The organism is uncultured Capnocytophaga sp., assembly GCF_963525585.1.
Taxonomy (GTDB): Bacteria; Bacteroidota; Bacteroidia; order Flavobacteriales; family Flavobacteriaceae; genus Capnocytophaga.
Genome location: NZ_CAURLX010000013.1, coordinates 12,756 through 31,956, shown reverse-complemented (window position 1 = coordinate 31,956; position 19,201 = coordinate 12,756). Strand labels below are relative to the sequence as shown.

Here is a 19,201-nt window from a genome sequence, read left to right as displayed (position 1 = left end):
CTCTCATTGCAGTAGCTACTTTTTTTGTTCTTAATCATTATAAAACTCAATTAAGGCAATTATGGCAAAAAAAACAACTCAAAAAAGTACAGGTGTAAGTGAGTTCCACGCAAAAGATATTATCGCACTTTCGCTCTCTGCACTGGCTGTTATCTTGGCGGGAACTCAGGTATATTTGGCTTTTAAAAATGAAAAACAAAATTCTAAATTTTAAATTTTAAAGAAATGAAATTCAAAAATGAAGCTCTTAATAGCCCTCAGGAATTAATCTCTGAAATAAATAAAGAAAATAAAAATCTTGATGATTTTATTTCTGGAAAACGTCCTATTTCAACTCAAGAGGGAACAGTTTATTCATTAGCATTTGCTTATTATGCCAATATTCTTGATGAGTTAAAGTCTAATGATTTAGCAGTTTTTCTTAAGGAAAATCCAGAATACGCAGACTTATATGATGCTATTTTTCAAGAAGTTAAAAAATTATTAGCTAGAATAAAAAAATTTCTGTCTGAAAAAGATTCTTCCAAAACCCCTCCTGCTCCAACTCTCCCGCCTACTAATGTCTTGATTCCTCCTGTAACAAAAGAGGATACTAAGCCAGCTGAGCAAGAGCCTAAAAAGGTAGTTCCAGAACAGCACTCTAAGGAAGTCGCTACAGAGCCTAACAAGAACTCTGCGCAAACCTCTTTTTCTCCAGAAGAAAAAAAAGAAACCAAGCCCTCAGCTACTGAAACACCCAAGCCCAAAGCGGGATTTTTTACACCGACAAACATCATTATTCTAATGATACTCCTTGGGGCAGGAGCTTATTTTTATAATCAAAAAAAGTAACCTATGACAGCCATTGAAGCCTTTAATGCCTTAGATAAACGAGAAGTCTCCCGCAAGGAGGTAGAAGATGTCTTAGCTCAGGCAAAAGAAGAAAACAACACAACTATTATATATAGGTTGAGTAAAATACTAAATGATTACCCACAGGCTACCCATTTTGATATTTCGATTACTCATTACCAGCCCCAAGAGGGGCTTTTGGGCGTTCAGCATACGGGAAGTTATAAAGAAGCCTTAGACGATTGCGGTAGGTTACGCAAAGGCTGGAAGTTCGTTAATGGGAATGTGGTGAAGGTAGAGGAAAAGCCTAAAAAGGAAAGTAAGCCGAAGAAGCAGACAGCTAAAACAAAGGAAGAAACAGAATCTAAAAAGGAAACAGAACCTGTAAAATCAAAGGAGATAAAAAGCAAAGCAGAAGAAAAAACACCTGCAAAGAAAGAATTACCAAGAGATTTTAGCGAGGATTTAGATTATAAATCTTTGTATAATTCGTATTCTTTGATTTCTTTTGACCCTGAAAGACGTGCCGAGAATGATAAAAAAATGTTTGGTACTTCTATGCTTAACTTGTACAATAGTAGTGCCGAAGAAGCAAAAGAAAATAATAGATTAGAAGAATATAATCAAGCCTTTGAGCGTTATTATGCGGTTATTTTGAAGAAAAATAAAGAAGTGATTAGCGCTCGTACAGGCACTTTTTCTACGGCTGTAACAGGAGGAGCTGGTATAAAAAGTAGTCAAATAAGAAAAAATGAGGCTAAACAAAAAAGGGAGTATGAAATAAATAAAGAACTTATTGATTACATTGAAAAAGCCGAAAAGAAATTAAATGAAGTAGCAAGAAATCCGGACCAGTTTTACAAAGACCAAGCGATAAAAAGAACCGATAAAAACGCTATTGAAAAACTCAATCAAAAATTAGAACAATTAGAAGCTGAAAAAGATTTTATAAAACGAAGCGAAAAGGCGTGTAAGGAATATCAAAAAACTAAAGATTTTTCTGTATTTGAAAAATATAATATTCCTCAAAAAGAAGCAAAGGAATACGTATCACAAATAGAAAGACACGGAATTCCTTTAATTAGAGGAAACGCATCTATAAATGCTGAAATTCGTAGAGTTAAAGAGCGTATAGCTTCATTAGAAAAAAGCAAAGCCACAGAAGATGAAAATTTTGATATAGAAAACGGGCGAATATTAGTCAATAAAGAAGCTCAGCGAGTACAAATATTCTTTGATAATATTCCTGATGCTAATACTCGTGAAGCCTTGAAAAAACGTTCTTTCAAATGGGCACCAAGCGTTAAGGCGTGGCAACGAACCCTAACAGGTAACGCAATTGATGCGGTAAGATACTTAATTAAAGATGGTGTTTTAGTAAAAAAAAACTCTGAAGAGGTTGTAATGTCCGTAAAATCAAAGGAAGAAAAAGACGAAAATGAGACTATAAATATAGATTCTTCTAAATTTAAGAAGGCAAAAGTTGTGGAACAAATTGGGTCTTATGTAAAACATCTTTTTGTAGGCAGTTATTGTTATGTTCCTAAAGGTATTTTCCCTAAAAAAAGAGAAGGATTCAAAAGCATTAACTTAAAAGGTGTCTTTTGGCTGGATGATTTAGAAAAAGAAGGACTTGAGCCCATAAAGAAAAAAGGGGAAATTTTCTTTGTAAAAAAAGGATTAAACGCTCCCCACCACGAAGGTTTTCATACTAAAAAGAAAAAGCAAGCTACCTCTATTCCAGCCCCTTGGGTTACTGAAAGCCTAAGAGATAGCTCGCTTTCTGAGGGCAAAGATACAAAAAAATCTTTATCCCGCAAGAAAAAAGACGAAAATTTTGGTCTCAATGCGCCCTATGTCCCCGAAGTATCTACCGAAAGGTTTAAAAAAATGAAAGTAAGCGAGTTGCGTGCTTTTACTTTAGACTACTACTTGAACCACCTAAAAGGAAAGAAAGTAGCTATAAAAAACCACTTAAAAGAAGTTGTTTTTACTACCAAAGCAGGGCGTAAGATTGCTAAAGGAGAGGCAATGTATAGTGAAAAAGCAGCTATTATTGAGCATTTGGAAGAACTGATTAAGAACTCTACTTATAACAATTGGGGTAGTCGCAAGGAAACGGATAGTCCTAATATATTAGGTTTTTTAAATTTTAAGTCAAAACTCACTATTGACGGAGAGAAACGACACGTCCGTATAGCAATATCTTTAACAAGAGAAAGAACAACTGAGCTAAAGAATGTGGAAGTAGGCAAAAAGAAAAGCGCTTCAACTTCCAAGGCGACCGTAGTCAATCCTCAAGACGGGGAAGTTGAAACGCTTTTTAAAGCTGTTCAATCCACGCAAGAGCCAGTAGCCACCTTGCAAGACGAGGGGATTGAACAGCTTTCTGAGGGCAAAGATACAAAAAAATCTTTATCCGGCAAGAAAAAAGACGAAAATTTTGGACTCAATGCTCCAGAAACACCAGAATCCTCCTTACCAGCCCAAAGGCGAACCCTCGCCCAGCAGTTGGCAACACGCCCTGAAGTGCGAGAGAGTTTCTTGGTGGCGGACGAGCAAATGAGCCTTTTCCTTGGATCCTTGGAAATAAAAACAAAGGATAGTCTTGTTATCACTCTCACCGGTAAGCAAGGTAGCGGAAAAACACGCTTTGCATTTCAATTTATGAATGCGCTTGCTCAACGATATCGAGTAGGACACGCCTCTATAGAGGAGCATCCTGAAAGTGTTCTTTATGAGGAAAAAGCTTATCAGTACCTCAACGATACAGCCTTAGAGCATATCACAGCACAGGACGTGCGTTCTTTGGAAGAGTTGGATACAATGATTCGCACAAATGAAGTAATAGTGATTGATTCATTTCAGAAAATGCGTGAGCTGGCACCCAACTTTGAAATAGATAAGGACCTACGTAAGAAATATGACGGCAAACTTTTTTTGGTAATTTTCCAGCAAACAGCAGACGGCAAAATGCGAGGAGGTAGCAAGAGCCAGTATGACGGCGATATTATTCTCTTTACCGAGACCTTTCCTGATTACCGTGAGAATTATGTATTTCCCGACAAAAACCGCTACAACAAGAGACCCGCCACCGAGCTACAATATAGCATATACGAAAAACGTATGCTTGCCTCAGCTCCAGAGGATTCTTCTCTTCCTGATCCACAAGAGCCAACAGAAATAGACGAACTGAATTTTGATGTGTTATAATATAAAGATATGAATAAAGAACAATTAGAAGAAAGAAAAACGGTTATTGCCAATAGAATAAGTCAGATAAGAAGAGAACTTACCCCTGTAGCCTCAAGAATACTTGCCTTTAGAGCTGTAGGATTTATCGGAGGAGTCTTTTGGGCGTGGAAAACAAAGCAAAAATGGTGGGTAAAGCCTTTAGCTGGTATTGGCGGAGGATATGCAGCAGACCTTTTGAGTACCTTTTTACTCTCTAACGAATCAGGTTCAAAGACGGCTGAGCTGATGCAACTTAACAGCGAGCTTGACCAAATAGACAGCCAGTTACGAAAGATTAACGTTCAGGAAAATATTCAAAGAGAAATGAAATCTTTAAACAGATAATACAATGAAAGTAGAAATAATCTCTTATAGAACAGGCGTAGATGTGTTGGGATTCCCTATCATTCACGAACACATATTAATAGAACGCACAGAAGAAAGTGCCTCTCATTCAAAAAAAGGAAAGAATATGTCAAAGAAACGATATTTGTACAATACTGTACGACATTTTATTTCAAGAGACGTAAAACAATTATAAAAAAAAAGGAAGCTGTTCAAAAAAACGACTTCCTTATAACAGATGTCTAAGATGTCTATTTTGACCCCTCTTGACCCAACGTCCGAAACGTTCTGTTATTAGGAAACTAATAGAACGTACATCGGTATTAGTTTTATGAATAAGCCACTGCCTTATTCAACCTGAATAAATTAGGTGCAAAGATACAAAAAAACATTTAATAAACAAATAAAATTTTATTTTTATGACAACAAAGAAAGTCGGCTTGAAAGCCAATGGACGGCTCAAGAAAGGTTTCCGTTACAACGAAAACGGACGGATCGTGAAGGCTAAGAAAGCAACCACGAAGAAAACAAAGAAAGCTCGTAAGCGCTAACCCTTGAGTACAAATCCCTCGCCCCGTAAGGTTAGGGATTTTTTATTTGGTACAATTTTTGTACTTTGCACAAAAATAATTTGTATATTTGTACCCAAAATTGAAAGTTATGCCTGCAACATTAACACCACCGAAAACAGCCAAGAGAAAACCTGCCGTTTCACAAGGGCTAAAAAGAGTAGCTACCAAAAAGAAAACAGCTACCAAGAAAACAACAACGCCTAAAAAGAAAAAAACATTAGGAGAAGTTGCTTTAGAACTCGAAAAAAAACCTCTTTTTACTATTGATGAAAAAGATAGAGACCTTGTCTATGGTTCTAATATGATGACACGATTATTACAAGAAGAAGAAATATGAAATATTTTTTAGATACCAATATCATTATTATTCTTTTTGAAGGAAGACAAAAGGAAATTAAGCGAAAGGTTTTTGATATTCTCTTAGATGAAAAAAATTCTTTCTATGCAAGCTCTATTTCTTTATTGGAGATGGCACAACTATATAGAAAAAAACGCTTTAAAAATATTGATTATAACGTGTTCAACACAGGTGATAAGCTCATAAAACATATATTGAAAGCAGTCCCGATGGTAAAAATTCTTCCTTTTGAGGACAAGCAAGCCTTTATTGCTGGGCGTTTGGACTTCGTGCCTAAGCATAATGACCCCAATGATTTAGCTATATTGGCGCACGCTATTTCCGAGAAAATGACGATTATTTCTTGTGATGACAAATTCCCAGAATACCAAAAACAAGGCGCAAAGGTAATACATAACCCACGATAAACCAACCTCTTACAAAAACTTTCACCCCTCAAGTGAAAGTTTTTTTGTTTTTCCCTTGTTTATTCCAAAATTAGTTGTACCTTTGCACCGTTACAACATAGGGCAATAATTGTTTATTGCAAATACATATTATTTACGATATATCCGTGGAGGTGTCGTATAGCAGTAATGCTATACAAACAATTGCGTAAGCCCTTGTTGTAACAACACCCACCCACGGACTTTTATTTTTTATACCTTTATGTTACAACAAGGACAAAAACCCGCTGTGGTGAATAACAGTAGCCCCAGCACTTACTGCTTTAATGTGAATGCGCTCCAACGCTTTTTCTCGACTGTTATTAGCGTAAAAGACTTTGCTGACTATATGCGAGCCTACAACACTAAAATTTCCATTACCTATTTGGTGTTATCGGACAGCGAAAGCGAAGAGCCTGTCCCAAGCGAGGTAGTCAAAGGAGCTATCTACCTAAACAAGTTTTTGGAAGCACTTGATCCCCAATTTCACTACTCTAAAAACAAATAAGTTATGGAATTTACAACGAAGTATTATTTAGGTGAGAATGTATATTTCATCTACAAAGGGAAAATTACGCCCTGTACAATCCAAGGAATAAAGGTCAATGAGGAATATGAAAGCGAACCCCTGCTAAGGAGACATCCAGAACTTGCGTCTATAAAAACAGATATCATTTACACGGTTTCCGTAAAGCTAGGAGAGTACATAGGACTAAAAGAAGCCACTTCCCTTATGCGCTTGGAGGAAGATGAACTTTTTCCTGACAAAGAAGCTATTGTTAAACATATAACACAGCAGTTATGAGAACAAAGATATTTTACCACTTAGATACGGCATATAGCGAACTCTCCGAAGAAGCGCTTTTGGCGTATGACTACCTCAATAACCTTTCTGAGGTACTTAATCCTTATTTCACTAACCCTAAATTGTAAAGCTATGGACTTAATGACATTATTTCATATAGGACAACGTGTGTTTTTTGCACAATTGGGAGTAATAGAAGAAGTTGAGATAAGGGAAATATACCTAACTGTAAGCGTACGAGAGGAAAAATATCATTTAGAAACCCGTTATTTGGTTAGAGATAAGTTTTATGCAGCCTTTAATGTTGATGAAGAAGCGCTTTTTTCCTCCAAGTTAGATCTTCTAAAAGCCTTAGCTGGTGATGATTTTGTTGTTTTACCTTAAAAAAACTAAACGATGAAAACAGTAAAATACTATCACTTAGACACTGCTGGAGAGCTGCGATATACCGAAACTCGTTATTATTTCTTTGGCTGGCTTATCTATACTTTTTGGTATAGGAACGTATAAACTCTGTCAATTTTTTTTTACATTTTCCTCCTCTGCACGGCACTCGCAGGGGAGGTTTTTTTATGCAAAAAGGATGTTTTTATGCAAAGCTCATCTTTTGTATGCAAGTTTTTATGAAGTATTTTTACTGATTATCAATGTATTAACCATTTTAAACAAGTGTTGCATACGAAGCATAACGATTTTGAGTAAAAATTCATCTATAGAGTGCGCACACAAAAAGGATTACATTTCCCCTACACGACTTCTTCCCGCCCCCTAAAGAATAAAAATGTATGCAAAAAATATGCTTTTATGCAAAATCCGTTTTTTGTATGCGAGTTTTTATGCAGTGTTTTGCTTGATTATCAATGTATTAACTCTTATAAACAGGTGTTGCATACGAAGCATAACGATTTTGAGTAAAAATTCATCTATAGCGTGCGCACGCACACACGCACGATCAGAAAGAGAAAGAAGCGCTTTTTATAGTTTCGTCCGCAGTTAGGTTTCGGGTGGTGTAGGCTTCTGTTTGCTTGATGTCGTAGTGGCGAGCCTGGTCCCGAACTTTTATAGAGGGAATACCACTATTGAGCAAATCCATTATTCCTGTATCCTTGAGAGAATAGAATTGAAACTTGCTGTCAAACTTGAACAACTTGCGGTATTTTGTCCAAGTATCTGAAATCTTCTTAGGATTGAGTTGCTTTTTACTTGGTTTGAAATCTTCCCCAAATAGGTAATCACTATTATTGGCTTTTACTAAGTGTTGCGCTAGGATAGGGAGGAACACATCAGGAATCGTAACGCTGTTTGTCTTTCTGTTTTTTGTAATGGAGCCGTCCAATACAATACGGCTTTCTGAAAGGCGAACATCGCTCACCTTGATTTTGGTTATCTCCGTACGGCGAATAAGGCAAAAGTAAGTCATCATACAGCACACGAAGAAAGGAAAATCAACATTTTGTAATTCCTTGATACATTCCTTTACTTCCTTAGTGAGTGGCTCACGTTTCTTTTGTACCTTGGGTTTTGTTTTTATTCCTTCAGCGGGGTTTTGTTTTATATATCCCTTTCCTATTGCCCATTCTAAGAAACTTTTCATATAAGTAAGATAGTTGTTATAGGTGGAAGGGCTGTTGTTTTTCTCGTAATAGATATAATCAAGGAAATTATTCACGAAGAAAAAGTCTATATTAAGCAGAAACTTTATATCCGACTTCTTCTCCTCTATATAACGTTGCAAGTTGCTTACAAAGGATTTGTACGCTCTTAACGTATCAGGGCGTTTTATGCCGTCCTGTACTTCTTTCTCCAACTTCTTTAGGTACAATTCCAGTCCCTCTGTGAGGGATTTGTATTGATTGTTGGGGTTTTCGTAGAAAGGAGACCAACCACATTCTAACTTCTGATTGATAGCAAGTATCATTTTCTTGGCATACTTACGCCTTTCCTGTACCGATTTCATTACAGGAACACGATTACGGAAACGGTCTAACTTCTCTGTAAGAGGATTTTTAGCATAGTACTCGATGTACCAAGACTTGTTGTCTCTTAGCTCAGCGGGCTTGTAGTCTATAAAAGCTATCCGCTTGGGTGCGATTTTGGTCGTTTTGTCCATTTTTTTTTATGCCAAATTCCTCAGATAAATAGAAGCGGGGAACTTGGCACAAATTTGACACTCAATTTTAAAGAATTTAAGCGTAACTAATTGAATATTAATTAGTTACGCTTATTTTGTAGCGAATCAGGGATAGGATCCTCCTGTATAGGTACTTGCGCATCGGGAACAGTACTGAGCCCTCTTACCCTGCTATGAGGTACCTCACGGTGGCATTCCCAGCAGAGCCTCCCTTCATCCTTATGAGCCATCTCAGAGGTTACTTTTCCTGTTCTCACTTGAGAATTCAGCTGGTTGTGGCAGCGGATACAGTTCTCTTGAACGACCATCTGCCCTGGAGCGTGCATCTTGATCACCTGAGGTTCCATACGGAAAGTGAACATTGTTGCGTGTCTAAGCCCATCACTTGCCTTAAAATAATACTTACGAAAGAAATTGTCGTGCGGCACGTGGCAGTCATTACACACGGCATTACGACCGTGAGAAGAGTGAAACCAAGTGGCATACTCAGGAGCCATTATATGGCAGTTTACGCAAGCCTTAGGGTCATCCGAAAGATAAGAATGCGCCTTTGAGATATAGAATATATATCCCGCCAGTCCTAAGAGTATCCCCACCAATGAGGGGATTAGGTAGCGAAAGAAACGCTTATTCTTTCCAGAAATGGGCTTCGAAGTTGAGGTTGTTGTCGCCATTTTTGTATATCGATTTCGTGTTTTTTTCTGTAGCAAATGTAGATAATTTTTTGACACAAACAAATAAAAAATACTTATTCTGTGAAAATTATATTAATTCTAAATAAAAAACTATCCTAAATTTAGGATAGTTTTATCTTTTATTGTGAATACCTAGTGTTTCTTACACATTGAAGCGGAAGTGCATAATATCGCCGTCCTTGACTACATATTCTTTTCCTTCTACTCTCATTTTTCCAGCCTCTTTGACCTTAGCTTCGCTACCATAGGCTACAAAATCATCATAGGCGATAACTTCAGCACGGATGAATCCGCGTTCGAAATCGGAATGGATGACACCCGCTGCCTGTGGTGCGGTGGCTCCTACAGGAATTGTCCAGGCACGTACTTCTTTTACCCCTGCCGTGAAGTAGGTCTGTAAGTTTAGGAGCTTATAAGCAGCACGAATTAGCACAGAAGCACCAGGTTCAGCCAGTCCCATATCCTGAAGGAACATCTGGCGTTCTTCATAGGTCTCTAGCTCGGCAATATCGGCTTCGGTAGCTACGGCTAGGATAATTACTTCCGCATTTTCGTCCTTAACAGCTTCTTTTACTTGTTCCACATAAGGATTCCCGCTGACAGCAGAAGCTTCATCTACATTACATACATATAGGATAGGTTTGGCAGTAAGGAGTTGGTAACTCTTGCTCAGTTCGGCTTCTTCCTCGTTAAGCACTACAGTACGGGCAGAAAGCCCTTTCAGGAGCGCCTCTTTATAGCGAGAAAGAAGGTCAAGCTCTTTCTGGGCAAGCTTATCCCCAGCCTTAGCGGCACGAGTTACTTTTTCCAAGCGTTTTTCTACTGTCTCTAAGTCCTTGAGTTGGAGTTCTATATCAATGGTTTCTTTATCACGGATGGGGTTCACCGAGCCATCCACATGCACGATATTATCATTGTTAAAACAACGTAGTACATGTATAATGGCATGACACTCACGGATATTCCCTAGGAATTGGTTTCCTAATCCCTCACCCTTGCTAGCTCCTCTAACAAGTCCTGCAATATCCACAATTTCGACAGTAGCAGGCTGTACTCGCTCGGGAGAGACCAGCTCTTCAAGCTTCTCTAGGCGCGCATCTGGTACATTCACTACTCCTAAGTTCGGTTCAATAGTACAAAAAGGGAAGTTGGCACTCTGTGCCTTAGCATTTGACAAACAGTTAAATAAAGTTGATTTTCCCACATTGGGGAGTCCTACAATCCCGGCTTTCATTGCTTGGTTATTTTTTTAGGGGGCAAAGATACAAAATAATTATTAATTGTCAATTACTATATTGTTATAACGGCTTATTTGCGTGTTTGCCTTACAAATTTATCTATGTACAGAAGGCTACATCTACTCATTTATGATTTTTTTTAAGGAAAAAATATTTGCAAAAAACTGAATACCAATATTTTATTGAAAAATTAAATTTTTATGCGGAAAAATTTTTCTATTTGCATAAAAAGTATTACCTTTGCACCCGAAATAAATGGTGGATTTAGCTCAGCTGGTTAGAGCGTCGGATTGTGGTTCCGAAGGTCGTGGGTTCGAGCCCCATATTCCACCCAAAGAAAAACTCAATAAAAATAGACTTACAGGGTTTGTTTTTATTGAGTTTTCACAAAAATCTACTAATAACAATTTCCCTTTTCTACTTCTTTATTTTTTAGGAAATATTTTTTCTTGTTCTAAGACTTTGCTATAAATTACTTTCAAAATTTGTGTCTTTGTGACTCCCAACAACGAAGACAAGATAGATTATTACACGGATTTGGTTGTGAATTACTTTCAAAATTTGTATCTTTGTGACTTCCAACAACAAGCCTTGCAGACATCGTACGCCAATGCTAGTTGTGAATTACTTTCAAAATTTGTATCTTTGTGATTTAAATAATTATAGCATTCAATATAAAAATAAAAATTAATTATATTCGCTATTAATAAGTAGTCGCAAATTATTTGAGTGTTTTTGATGTTGTTTTTTGTTGAAAAATAATCAAAGAACTTACCCTTATACTTACCCTTTTTTGTATCTTTGCCCTCAAAAGTAAGAGTTATGTATTTCTACCTCAAAGAGCCTAACGGCGACAAAGATACAATTATTATTATTCAATATTACATAAAGGACGAAAAAAAATTATTCAAGTATTCTACTGGTGAGGTTATTAATCCAAATGATTGGGACTTTACTGCACGGATGCCAAAGGTTCGTAAAGGGACTGAAGGAGTACGATTGAGGAAGATTACCTCCTATATTATGCAATATCACGATTTCCTTATAACTCTGATTGATAACTTCAAACTTAACGGAGAGGAGATTAGTCGTGAGATGTTGAAATTAGAATTTGATAAACATTTTAAGCCTGAGAAGATGCCTCAAGAATTTGAATACTTAACCGATTTTGTAGATGATTTTTTGAAGGGAATTAATGGGACAATCAACAAGAATACAGGGAGGGAGTATAGTCCTTCGACGATAAGGGGGTATGTTGGGGTATGTAATATATTGAAAGAGTTCGAAAGATATATTAAGAAAAGACTAATGATAGTAGATTACAATAAGAAGATGAATGATAGGTTTATTGACTTTTGTATTCATAAGAGAAAAGAAGGTCTTAACTCGATTAGAATTTATATTCAGGTGGTTAAGGTATTCTTGAAGAAGGCTAAAGAAAAGGGGTGTCGTATTAGTGATGATTTATCAGATTTCACGGTCACAAAAGCAAATAGTTTGTCGGTGGCGCTCTCTGAAAAGGAGATAGAGAGATTGTTTAATTATGATTTTTCTTGTAACAAGAAACTTGAGAATGTGAGAGATTTAATGATATTAGGACTTTGGACGGGGTTACGGGTGTCGGACTTTATGACTTTGCCAGCGATTGACCCAGATAGTAAGTTCATAGAGGTAGAGCCAAAGAAGACTCGGAACTCATCGGGTATAAAGGTGGTTATCCCTTTGCATCATCATATTAAGGAGATGATAGAGAAGAGAGGGATGCCGCATCCTTTGAGTAAATCAGGATTCAACAATTTAATCAAGGAGGTGTGTAAGGAGGTGGGTTTTTTTGATAAAATGGAGGGAGATGTAGTGAATCCTAATACAAGGAGAAAAGAGCGTGGTGTATATGAGAAGTGGCAATTAATAACTTCGCATACGTGTAGGCGTTCATTTGCGACTAATTTATATCTGATGAATTTTCCTACACTGTCAATAATGAAGATTACGGGGCACACTAGAGAAGCGAGTTTTCTGAAGTATATCAAGGTAACGCCAAAGGAGCACGCAGAAAAGTTATTGGCACATTGGGAGGAGTATTATAGAGACAAGGATAAATAGAGAGGAGGTTTTTAGACCTCCTTTATTTCTTATTGATTTTAATAAAAATTTAACTATATTAAGAGTAAAAATTCTCGCTAAAAGTTTGTATAATTAAAACTATTGTCGTATCTTTGCAATGTCAAAATAAGACAAATAAGTTCATTAATTTTAAAAGACAGTTGGCAACTGTATAACAGCCGAAAAGTTATGGAAACATTCCAAAGATTAAAACAAATCGCAGAGGCTAACAGAGAGGGCTTTACAGTATCATTGTTAGATTATTCAACTCCTAAGAAAGGCTATTGTGTAGCAATGCAATTAACACAGGATTCCTTCGGAGACGAAGGGTTAAGAAAGGTGATAGAGATTGCGGAGCAGAGTACATTCACGGTAGGGGGCTGGTATGATTATCAGAGCAATCAGTATTATTATGATTGTGTAATGATAGTGCAAGACTTAGAAGAGGCTCTACAGTTAGGAAGAGCTAATCATCAGTTAGCAATCTTTGATATTACAAAGGCGAGAACAATAGAATTGTAACACAGAGAGGGGGGAGCCCCCCTCTTTTAAGATACCAAAAAAATGAATATAATAAAGGCAATCCATAAGATTAGGCAAATGCTCACGGAAGAGCAGGTGGATAAATTAGAGCGTTTAGCATTGCAATACCAGAGATACTCACGTATATTTTTCAAGGTGGTGTCAGTTGATAAGGAAGAGAAGATACTCATTCTTTCGGTGTATCAGGAGAAGAGTCCTCTTGAGAATTATCTAACGGATAAGGAATTAAGGGAACGAGCACAGGAGTTATTTTCTCCCTTCTTTGAGGGATATACCTTGAATATAGGAGTCACTATATACACAGAGAGTCCAGCAGAGGAGGTTACCCCTGAATGGATTCAAGAGCAGATGAATAGGTATAAGATAGGAGGGAAGCAATTGGTGAAGGACTTAGGAATTGCAAAGGCAGAAATCTCAGCTCTCATTAACGGACATAGAGAGATGGGGATAAGGACTAAGGGGCTTTTTTACTATTATTTTAAGTATAAGGAGGTTTTAGAAAATTAATAAAACTTTAACGATACATCAATTAAAAAACGCCTTAAAAAGTTTGTATAACGCAAACTTTTATCGTACCTTTGCACTGTAAAACAAAGTATAACAATAAAAAGTTAAAAAAAAATGAGAACAATTACAATTAAAGATATATACAATGATGTTAGCTACATCAACCCAAGTGTATCTACAATTAGCTCAATAGGTGAATTTATTGAAGAAAGTAGTCGTCAAGTAGCTCTATCCGTAAGGAGTCGAATAGCTAAGATATTACCTCAAGGTACATTAGCTCATAAGATTGTTACTGAGAATTTAAACGACTTTTTTTCTGATAAGCAACTATGGGTAATCGCTTATGAACTGCAGAAAAATGAAGCGTATGTATCTAATCTTGCTAATGAGATAGAGAGAAGAGAGAAAGTAGCTGAGCGCAAGGCTCAGGAGAGTAAGGCTAAGTTAGCCCGCAATAAGGAAAATAGTCAAGAAGTACTTGATTTTGTGAAATCAAATAAGAAGTTATTGAAAGACTATTATGCTTTTGTAAAGTCGAATAAAAAGTACTCAAAAGAATTTTATTCTAAGAGATTCACATTTGAGAGTGCGAGGGAATTTTTGAATTGTTAGAAGGAGAGAAGATATTTTACTTAGGAATGGATAGAAAAAGGAGTGATTAGCAATAATCACTCCTTTTAATTTAGATATATGAAAAAACTCTTCAGGGTGTTTCAAAGGGAAGAGTGCTGGAGAGCACTCTTTTTTTGTGTGATAATGTCACAAAAGTAAGAGAAAAACAATTTTTAATTCGGTTGCAAAGGTAGTGTAGATTTGGTTAAATTATTGCCCTTATTCAGGGGCATAAGAGAGGGTATATAATAGGTACATTTGCACTATGGAATTAAGATTCAGTACATACAATGAGAGAGTAGGTAAGATAGACGCTGATAGTGGCGTTATATATGGCGTTGCGTTGGCTAATATGGGTCTCAATAAGAATGGTTATTACTTCTCTGAGCGGTTCCTCAATGAGTTAAGAGACTACGGGAATGAGAAAGGGGAGATAAAATCACGATTTGAACACCCGTCCTTTACAGGGGGCTCTTTTGGTTCTTTTATTGGGAAGTACAAGAACTTTCGAGTAGAAGAGGGGCGTCTGATAGGTGATTTGTACTTAGCGGATATATCAAGGCGTGCGCAGGTAGCAGGTAGAGGGATTAGCTTGTTTGACTACGTTATGGGAATGGCTCAGGAGTGTCCTGAGATGTTTGGCAATTCAATCTATGTCTATGCTGATGTAACGGAGGAGGCGTATAATGAAGGAGGTGTAGAGCGTATAGGATTGGGATTGAAGTTAATAGAATGGAGCGGTTCAGACCTTGTAGATGATCCAGCGGCGACGAATGGACTTTTTTTTGATAACAAAAAGGAAACGAATAATAGATTAATTATGAATTTGAAACAGGTAACGAAGGAAATGCTAACTTTTTTGAAGGAATTCAGTAAGAAGGCAAAAGAGGCGAAGGTATTTGATATAGACCTGACTCTGGCGAATGGTGATATTATCACAGTGGTAACAGAGGGAGAGAGTCCTTCTGTAGGGGATGAGGTAAGACAGAAGACCTCAGACGGTCAGGAGGCGGATAAGCCTCTGGCAGATGGTGAATATCTTTTGAAAGACGAAAAGACTCTAGTGGTAGAGGGCGGTAAGATTAAGGAGATTCGGGAGAAAGAGAAAGAACCGAATAATGAGGGAGAAGATGAAGAATTTGCCCGTGTAGTGATAGATACCTTGAATACTCTAGTGAATAAGGTTGAAGAAATGGAGAAGGAGTTCTCTAGAATGAAGAAGATTCAGAGTAAATTTGAGATTGATAATCCTAGAGGTGTGAGTCAGGAACAAGGAGGTAATGTCTCATTATTGGATTTGGAGAAGATTCGCAAGAGATTGGGTAGGGCTTAATGATTAAGATAGAAAAAGAATAGATAGATTATGGCAAATACAGCATTTAAGACATTTCTTAAGGAAGCGGAAAGGAATAAGAATTACCTGAAGCAGATTAAGGATTTGCTAGAGGAAGGACAATTTGGATTACTTCCTTTGCAACAGATATTCACAATACGAGAGGGTATTGTGAGGGGTACTGAATTCGGATATTACGCGCCGGTATCGAATGTAACTCACTTAGATGAGGGGTGTGCTAAGCCTTCGGTAGGATTGGATACACAGGTCAGAACAGGTTGGTTTGACCCTGTTCCATTAAAGGTGAATGTTTCGGATTGTTATTCGACCTTAGAGAAGACTTTTGACGCTTGGGTAACTAAGACTGGTGCGGATAGGTTCAACATAGATGATTCAGATTATGTAGCATTCTTGGTATCTCTCATAGAGGGCGGTATATTGAATGACTTCAATAGATTCGTCTTTTTTGGAGATAAGAATCATTCGACAGTGGGCAGTGGTAGTGGTACTCAGGTTCTCAAGGTCGGATTGGATAATAAGAACTACAATGTGTTGAATGGATTATTCGCACAATTCGAGGCAATGATAGCAACAATGCCAGAGCGTAAGATTTCGATTGCGGAGAATGGCGGTTCAGGATATACCGCACAGCGAGCATTGGCTGAGGATAGAGCGTATCAGGTACTTTGCCAACTTAAGGATATAGCAGGATTCAAGAGTGGAGCATCACCTGTATTCGTAATTACTCAGAGTTTGGCCACAAACTTAACGAGATTTATGCGTAAGGAATTTCATAATGAACATTCCTTTAAGATGGTAGAGGGCGGATATATGGTATCAGAATTCGAGGGTATTCCTGTGGTTACCTCAGAATGGCTGGATGATACAATTCGCACGAGCTTTGACAATGGTTCGAAGTGGCATAATCCGCATCGTGCATTAATTTTAGACAAGAATGAGTGCCAGATAGCCATTGATAGTATGGGAGCCTTACAAGATGTAGGGGTAGAGTACTTAGGTGGGGATATAGAGAAGGTATATCTGAAGTCCTCTTATCGAGTGGATTTCCAACGAGTGATAGGTACTACAGGAGCAATGGCGGTATAATAACAAGGGGTCTTTATTGTTTTTTTTTCATATCATATTAAATTTAATGGAATTATACAGGTGGGGAAACTTGCCTGTATAATTAAAATCAGAGAAGATGGCACAATGTATTAATAGAATATCGAAAGACTTCGTATTTGATTGTAATGATACGGTCAAGGGAGTTGAAAAGAGTATAATCCTTCTCAATAGAGAGGATATAGACTTAGGCGCAACACAGGTGGAAGGTAATAAGATTAAGAGCCTTGTACTGAAGACAGGTAAGACGGGGTATAAGGTGGAGTATCTTAAGGAGAGTCACCTTACGATAACTACAAAACCTGAAATTTCAGACGACAGCTATAATGGACACAAGCATCTGTTGGTATTGAAGTTGTATGGTAAGAGTACAGAGGATTATGAGCAGATAGATAGGCTAGTTGCGGGGGCATCATTGGTGGCGATAGCACAGAATAAGACCAGTACGCTGGATAATTCCTTTGATGTGTATGGATTCTATATTGGATTGGAGGCAACTGAGGGTGAGGGGCGTACCAATGGAGGGGAATACACCTTGACAATTGGAACTCCTAGCAATCAGAAGGAGCCTAAGAGCGTAATGAGGTGGTTGGATACTGATTATGCTACCACTAAGGGTAAATTTGACAATAAATTAGCTTCATAGATGATGGATTTTTCAAGAGAGGGTCTGAAGAAATTGTTGGAAGGAGGTTATGAGAAGGCGGTGGGAGAGGATAAAGAGACTTTCATCGCCTTTTATACTTACTTATTCAATGATAATGACCCTTGTGTGAGTTGCCCTCATAAGTTAGCTAATTATTGGAATCAATTGGTTAGCTATGGTGAGGATAGGGTAAAGGGAATAGAAAAAAAGATAGAAGAAATGGCAAAGAGAAAGAAAAATGGAATGCTACAAGAGGGAGCATTCAGATTGCGAGAGGATATAATTTCTCTCCCTATGGATTTTGGAAGTAGCGAATACTTCAATCAGGATACCTTAACGAATGAGGTAGCTCTACGATACTTATCGATTAATCCCAATAGGATAGCGAATTTTGCGGAATATCCTGAGAATTGGAAGGAAGCGTTGGAGGAGTGGAATACTAAATCGAATGAAGAAATAGAAGGTTCTCAAGAAGAGACAGTTGTTGAAGATGCGGTTGTTGAAGATTAAATTCTAGAGTACGATGACTAAGGTGACAGTAATTACGCTGAAGGAGGAGAGCAGACGTACAGAGATGGGGAAGTATAGAGGATTCCCTTTTCTAGCTAATGGAGAGGGGAATGATTACCCTACGAAGATAGAGTTATTGGTGGGCGGTTCTGCAACGGCTAAGGCTTGTGCGGGGGTGATAGCGGATTTTATCTATGGAAAAGGATTTTCACTGGAGGCAGAAGCGAGAGCGACAGCTAAGGAGCGTGGAGAGCGGTTCAAGAAGGAGTCTTTGTACATCAATGATAGGAGGGAAACGCCGAATGACTTACTGAAGAAGGTGTCGAGAAGTCTTTCGTATCATAGAGGGGTCTTTTTGCAGATAAATTATAATCAACTTTTTCAAAAGACCAGCGTACAGGTGCTTCCTTATGGTTGTTGTAGGCTAGGGGTTAAAGATAGCAAGAATTACAGGGGAAAGGTATTGTATTACAACAATTGGGATAAGTTACAGGATAAGAAGGAGATAGACAAGAATGTATCTGTAATAGACTTATACGACCCTCGTCCTGAAGTGATACAGGAACAAGTGAATAAGGCAGGAGGCTGGGATAATTACAAGGGGCAGGTGTTTTTTTTGAATCTTGATAGGAATGATTCGTACCCGCTGGCGTGGGCAGATACAGTGTTGTTGGATTGTGAGAGTGAGATGCTATCATCTAAATATACTAGGAATGGATTCAAGAAGGGATTTTTCGGCACCTATGCCTTTGTAACCTCTCCTTTCAAGAGTGAGGCGGACAAGGAAGAATTTCAGGAACACTTGAGGCGGTCAATAGGTGTAGAGGCAGAGCAGAGTGTATTCCATTTTCAGCTGGAAATGTCAGGAGACAAGCTAGAGGATCAGGTGTTAGTCAAACCCATAGAGAGTAATGTAAAGGCTGACTTGTTCGAATATGCGGATAGGAAGACTGCGAATAATATCAGGAAGACCTATGGGAATGTTCCTCCAGTTCTGATTGACTTTGTTGAGGGGAAGTTAGGAAATACATCAGGGGAGAGTCTTAGGGAGGCGAGGGTATTTATGCAGGAGCAGATGCAGGAGGAGCGTCAGGATGTACAAGAGATGTTTGAAGAATTATTTGACAATTTTGCTGAGCCAATATCAAGTAATGGACTATTTGAAATAATGACTAATTACTAATGACA

At 37.8% G+C, this 19,201-nt stretch carries 24 protein-coding genes and 1 tRNA gene; 22 read left to right on the top strand and 3 right to left on the bottom strand.

Translation table 11 applies throughout. From position 1 onward, the window contains the following. Positions 1-61: 61 nt before the first annotated feature. The 12 genes from RYK20_RS04895 to RYK20_RS04840 all read left to right on the top strand — a co-directional run bounded on the left by RYK20_RS04895 (position 62) and on the right by RYK20_RS04840 (position 6,954). Positions 62-214, top strand: coding sequence for a hypothetical protein (locus RYK20_RS04895; RefSeq protein ID WP_314894626.1), 153 nt, complete (start codon positions 62-64; stop codon positions 212-214). An 11-nt stretch (positions 215-225) separates the two neighbouring features. After that, complete coding sequence (locus RYK20_RS04890; RefSeq protein WP_314894625.1) at positions 226-831, top strand: hypothetical protein; 606 nt, start codon at positions 226-228, stop codon at positions 829-831. A gap of 3 nt (positions 832-834) precedes the next feature. Beyond that, complete coding sequence (locus RYK20_RS04885) at positions 835-4,044, top strand: hypothetical protein (protein ID WP_314894624.1); 3,210 nt, start codon at positions 835-837, stop codon at positions 4,042-4,044. 9 nt (positions 4,045-4,053) lie between these two features. Beyond that, positions 4,054-4,410: a hypothetical protein gene (locus RYK20_RS04880; protein WP_314894623.1), complete on the top strand. Its 357-nt coding sequence runs from the start codon at positions 4,054-4,056 to the stop codon at positions 4,408-4,410. Between the two features lie 4 nt (positions 4,411-4,414). After that, complete coding sequence (locus tag RYK20_RS04875) at positions 4,415-4,606, top strand: glutamyl-tRNA amidotransferase (protein WP_314894622.1); 192 nt, start codon at positions 4,415-4,417, stop codon at positions 4,604-4,606. Positions 4,607-4,829: 223 nt separating this feature from the next. Continuing rightward, complete coding sequence (locus tag RYK20_RS04870) at positions 4,830-4,961, top strand: hypothetical protein (RefSeq protein WP_314894621.1); 132 nt, start codon at positions 4,830-4,832, stop codon at positions 4,959-4,961. Positions 4,962-5,070: 109 nt separating this feature from the next. After that, on the top strand, positions 5,071-5,319 hold the full coding sequence (locus RYK20_RS04865; protein ID WP_314894620.1) for a hypothetical protein: 249 nt from the start codon (positions 5,071-5,073) through the stop codon (positions 5,317-5,319). Continuing rightward, positions 5,316-5,747 (top strand): PIN domain-containing protein, encoded by a 432-nt coding sequence (locus RYK20_RS04860; protein ID WP_314894619.1) that lies wholly within the window; start codon positions 5,316-5,318, stop codon positions 5,745-5,747. The genes RYK20_RS04865 and RYK20_RS04860 overlap by 4 nt, the downstream gene beginning before the upstream one ends. Positions 5,748-6,018: 271 nt before the next feature. Beyond that, positions 6,019-6,273, top strand: coding sequence for a hypothetical protein (locus RYK20_RS04855; RefSeq protein WP_314894618.1), 255 nt, complete (start codon positions 6,019-6,021; stop codon positions 6,271-6,273). Positions 6,274-6,276: 3 nt separating this feature from the next. Beyond that, complete coding sequence (locus tag RYK20_RS04850) at positions 6,277-6,570, top strand: hypothetical protein (protein ID WP_314894617.1); 294 nt, start codon at positions 6,277-6,279, stop codon at positions 6,568-6,570. Continuing rightward, positions 6,567-6,698, top strand: a complete 132-nt coding sequence (locus tag RYK20_RS04845) for a hypothetical protein (RefSeq protein ID WP_314894616.1) — start codon at positions 6,567-6,569, stop codon at positions 6,696-6,698. The genes RYK20_RS04850 and RYK20_RS04845 overlap by 4 nt, the downstream gene beginning before the upstream one ends. Positions 6,699-6,702: 4 nt before the next feature. Continuing rightward, entirely contained in the window at positions 6,703-6,954 is a 252-nt protein-coding gene (locus tag RYK20_RS04840; protein ID WP_314894615.1) for a hypothetical protein, read from the top strand. A 568-nt stretch (positions 6,955-7,522) separates the two neighbouring features. Here RYK20_RS04840 and RYK20_RS04835 read toward each other — a convergent pair. The 3 genes from RYK20_RS04835 to ychF all read right to left on the bottom strand — a co-directional run bounded on the left by RYK20_RS04835 (position 7,523) and on the right by ychF (position 10,630). Further along, complete coding sequence (locus RYK20_RS04835; protein ID WP_314894614.1) at positions 7,523-8,680, bottom strand: tyrosine-type recombinase/integrase; 1,158 nt, start codon at positions 8,678-8,680, stop codon at positions 7,523-7,525. Between the two features lie 101 nt (positions 8,681-8,781). Next, positions 8,782-9,375 carry a cytochrome c nitrite reductase small subunit gene (nrfH, locus tag RYK20_RS04830; RefSeq protein ID WP_314894613.1) on the bottom strand — a complete coding sequence of 198 codons (594 nt, stop codon included), beginning with the start codon at positions 9,373-9,375 and terminating at the stop codon, positions 8,782-8,784. Positions 9,376-9,538: 163 nt separating this feature from the next. Then, positions 9,539-10,630: a redox-regulated ATPase YchF gene (ychF, locus tag RYK20_RS04825; RefSeq protein ID WP_297978360.1), complete on the bottom strand. Its 1,092-nt coding sequence runs from the start codon at positions 10,628-10,630 to the stop codon at positions 9,539-9,541. 261 nt (positions 10,631-10,891) lie between these two features. On the opposite strand from ychF, the gene RYK20_RS04820 reads away from it, so the two are divergent. The 10 genes from RYK20_RS04820 (at position 10,892) to RYK20_RS04775 (ending at position 19,196) form a co-directional block, all read left to right on the top strand. Next, positions 10,892-10,967: transfer RNA gene (locus RYK20_RS04820), tRNA-His, on the top strand. Between the two features lie 489 nt (positions 10,968-11,456). Further along, on the top strand, positions 11,457-12,737 hold the full coding sequence (locus RYK20_RS04815) for a tyrosine-type recombinase/integrase (protein ID WP_314894612.1): 1,281 nt from the start codon (positions 11,457-11,459) through the stop codon (positions 12,735-12,737). Positions 12,738-12,926: 189 nt separating this feature from the next. Continuing rightward, a complete protein-coding gene (locus RYK20_RS04810; RefSeq protein WP_314894611.1) occupies positions 12,927-13,259 on the top strand; it encodes a hypothetical protein in 333 nt (110 codons plus the stop codon). Positions 13,260-13,301: 42 nt separating this feature from the next. Then, on the top strand, positions 13,302-13,787 hold the full coding sequence (locus tag RYK20_RS04805) for a hypothetical protein (RefSeq protein WP_314894610.1): 486 nt from the start codon (positions 13,302-13,304) through the stop codon (positions 13,785-13,787). A gap of 114 nt (positions 13,788-13,901) precedes the next feature. After that, a complete protein-coding gene (locus RYK20_RS04800; RefSeq protein WP_314894609.1) occupies positions 13,902-14,399 on the top strand; it encodes a hypothetical protein in 498 nt (165 codons plus the stop codon). A 265-nt stretch (positions 14,400-14,664) separates the two neighbouring features. Further along, complete coding sequence (locus RYK20_RS04795) at positions 14,665-15,732, top strand: hypothetical protein (protein ID WP_314894608.1); 1,068 nt, start codon at positions 14,665-14,667, stop codon at positions 15,730-15,732. Positions 15,733-15,762: 30 nt separating this feature from the next. Next, positions 15,763-16,839: a hypothetical protein gene (locus tag RYK20_RS04790; protein ID WP_314894607.1), complete on the top strand. Its 1,077-nt coding sequence runs from the start codon at positions 15,763-15,765 to the stop codon at positions 16,837-16,839. A gap of 97 nt (positions 16,840-16,936) precedes the next feature. Beyond that, entirely contained in the window at positions 16,937-17,503 is a 567-nt protein-coding gene (locus RYK20_RS04785; protein ID WP_314894606.1) for a hypothetical protein, read from the top strand. Beyond that, on the top strand, positions 17,504-18,013 hold the full coding sequence (locus RYK20_RS04780) for a hypothetical protein (RefSeq protein WP_314894605.1): 510 nt from the start codon (positions 17,504-17,506) through the stop codon (positions 18,011-18,013). A gap of 13 nt (positions 18,014-18,026) precedes the next feature. Further along, positions 18,027-19,196 carry a hypothetical protein gene (locus RYK20_RS04775; RefSeq protein WP_314894604.1) on the top strand — a complete coding sequence of 390 codons (1,170 nt, stop codon included), beginning with the start codon at positions 18,027-18,029 and terminating at the stop codon, positions 19,194-19,196. Positions 19,197-19,201: the final 5 nt, after the last annotated feature.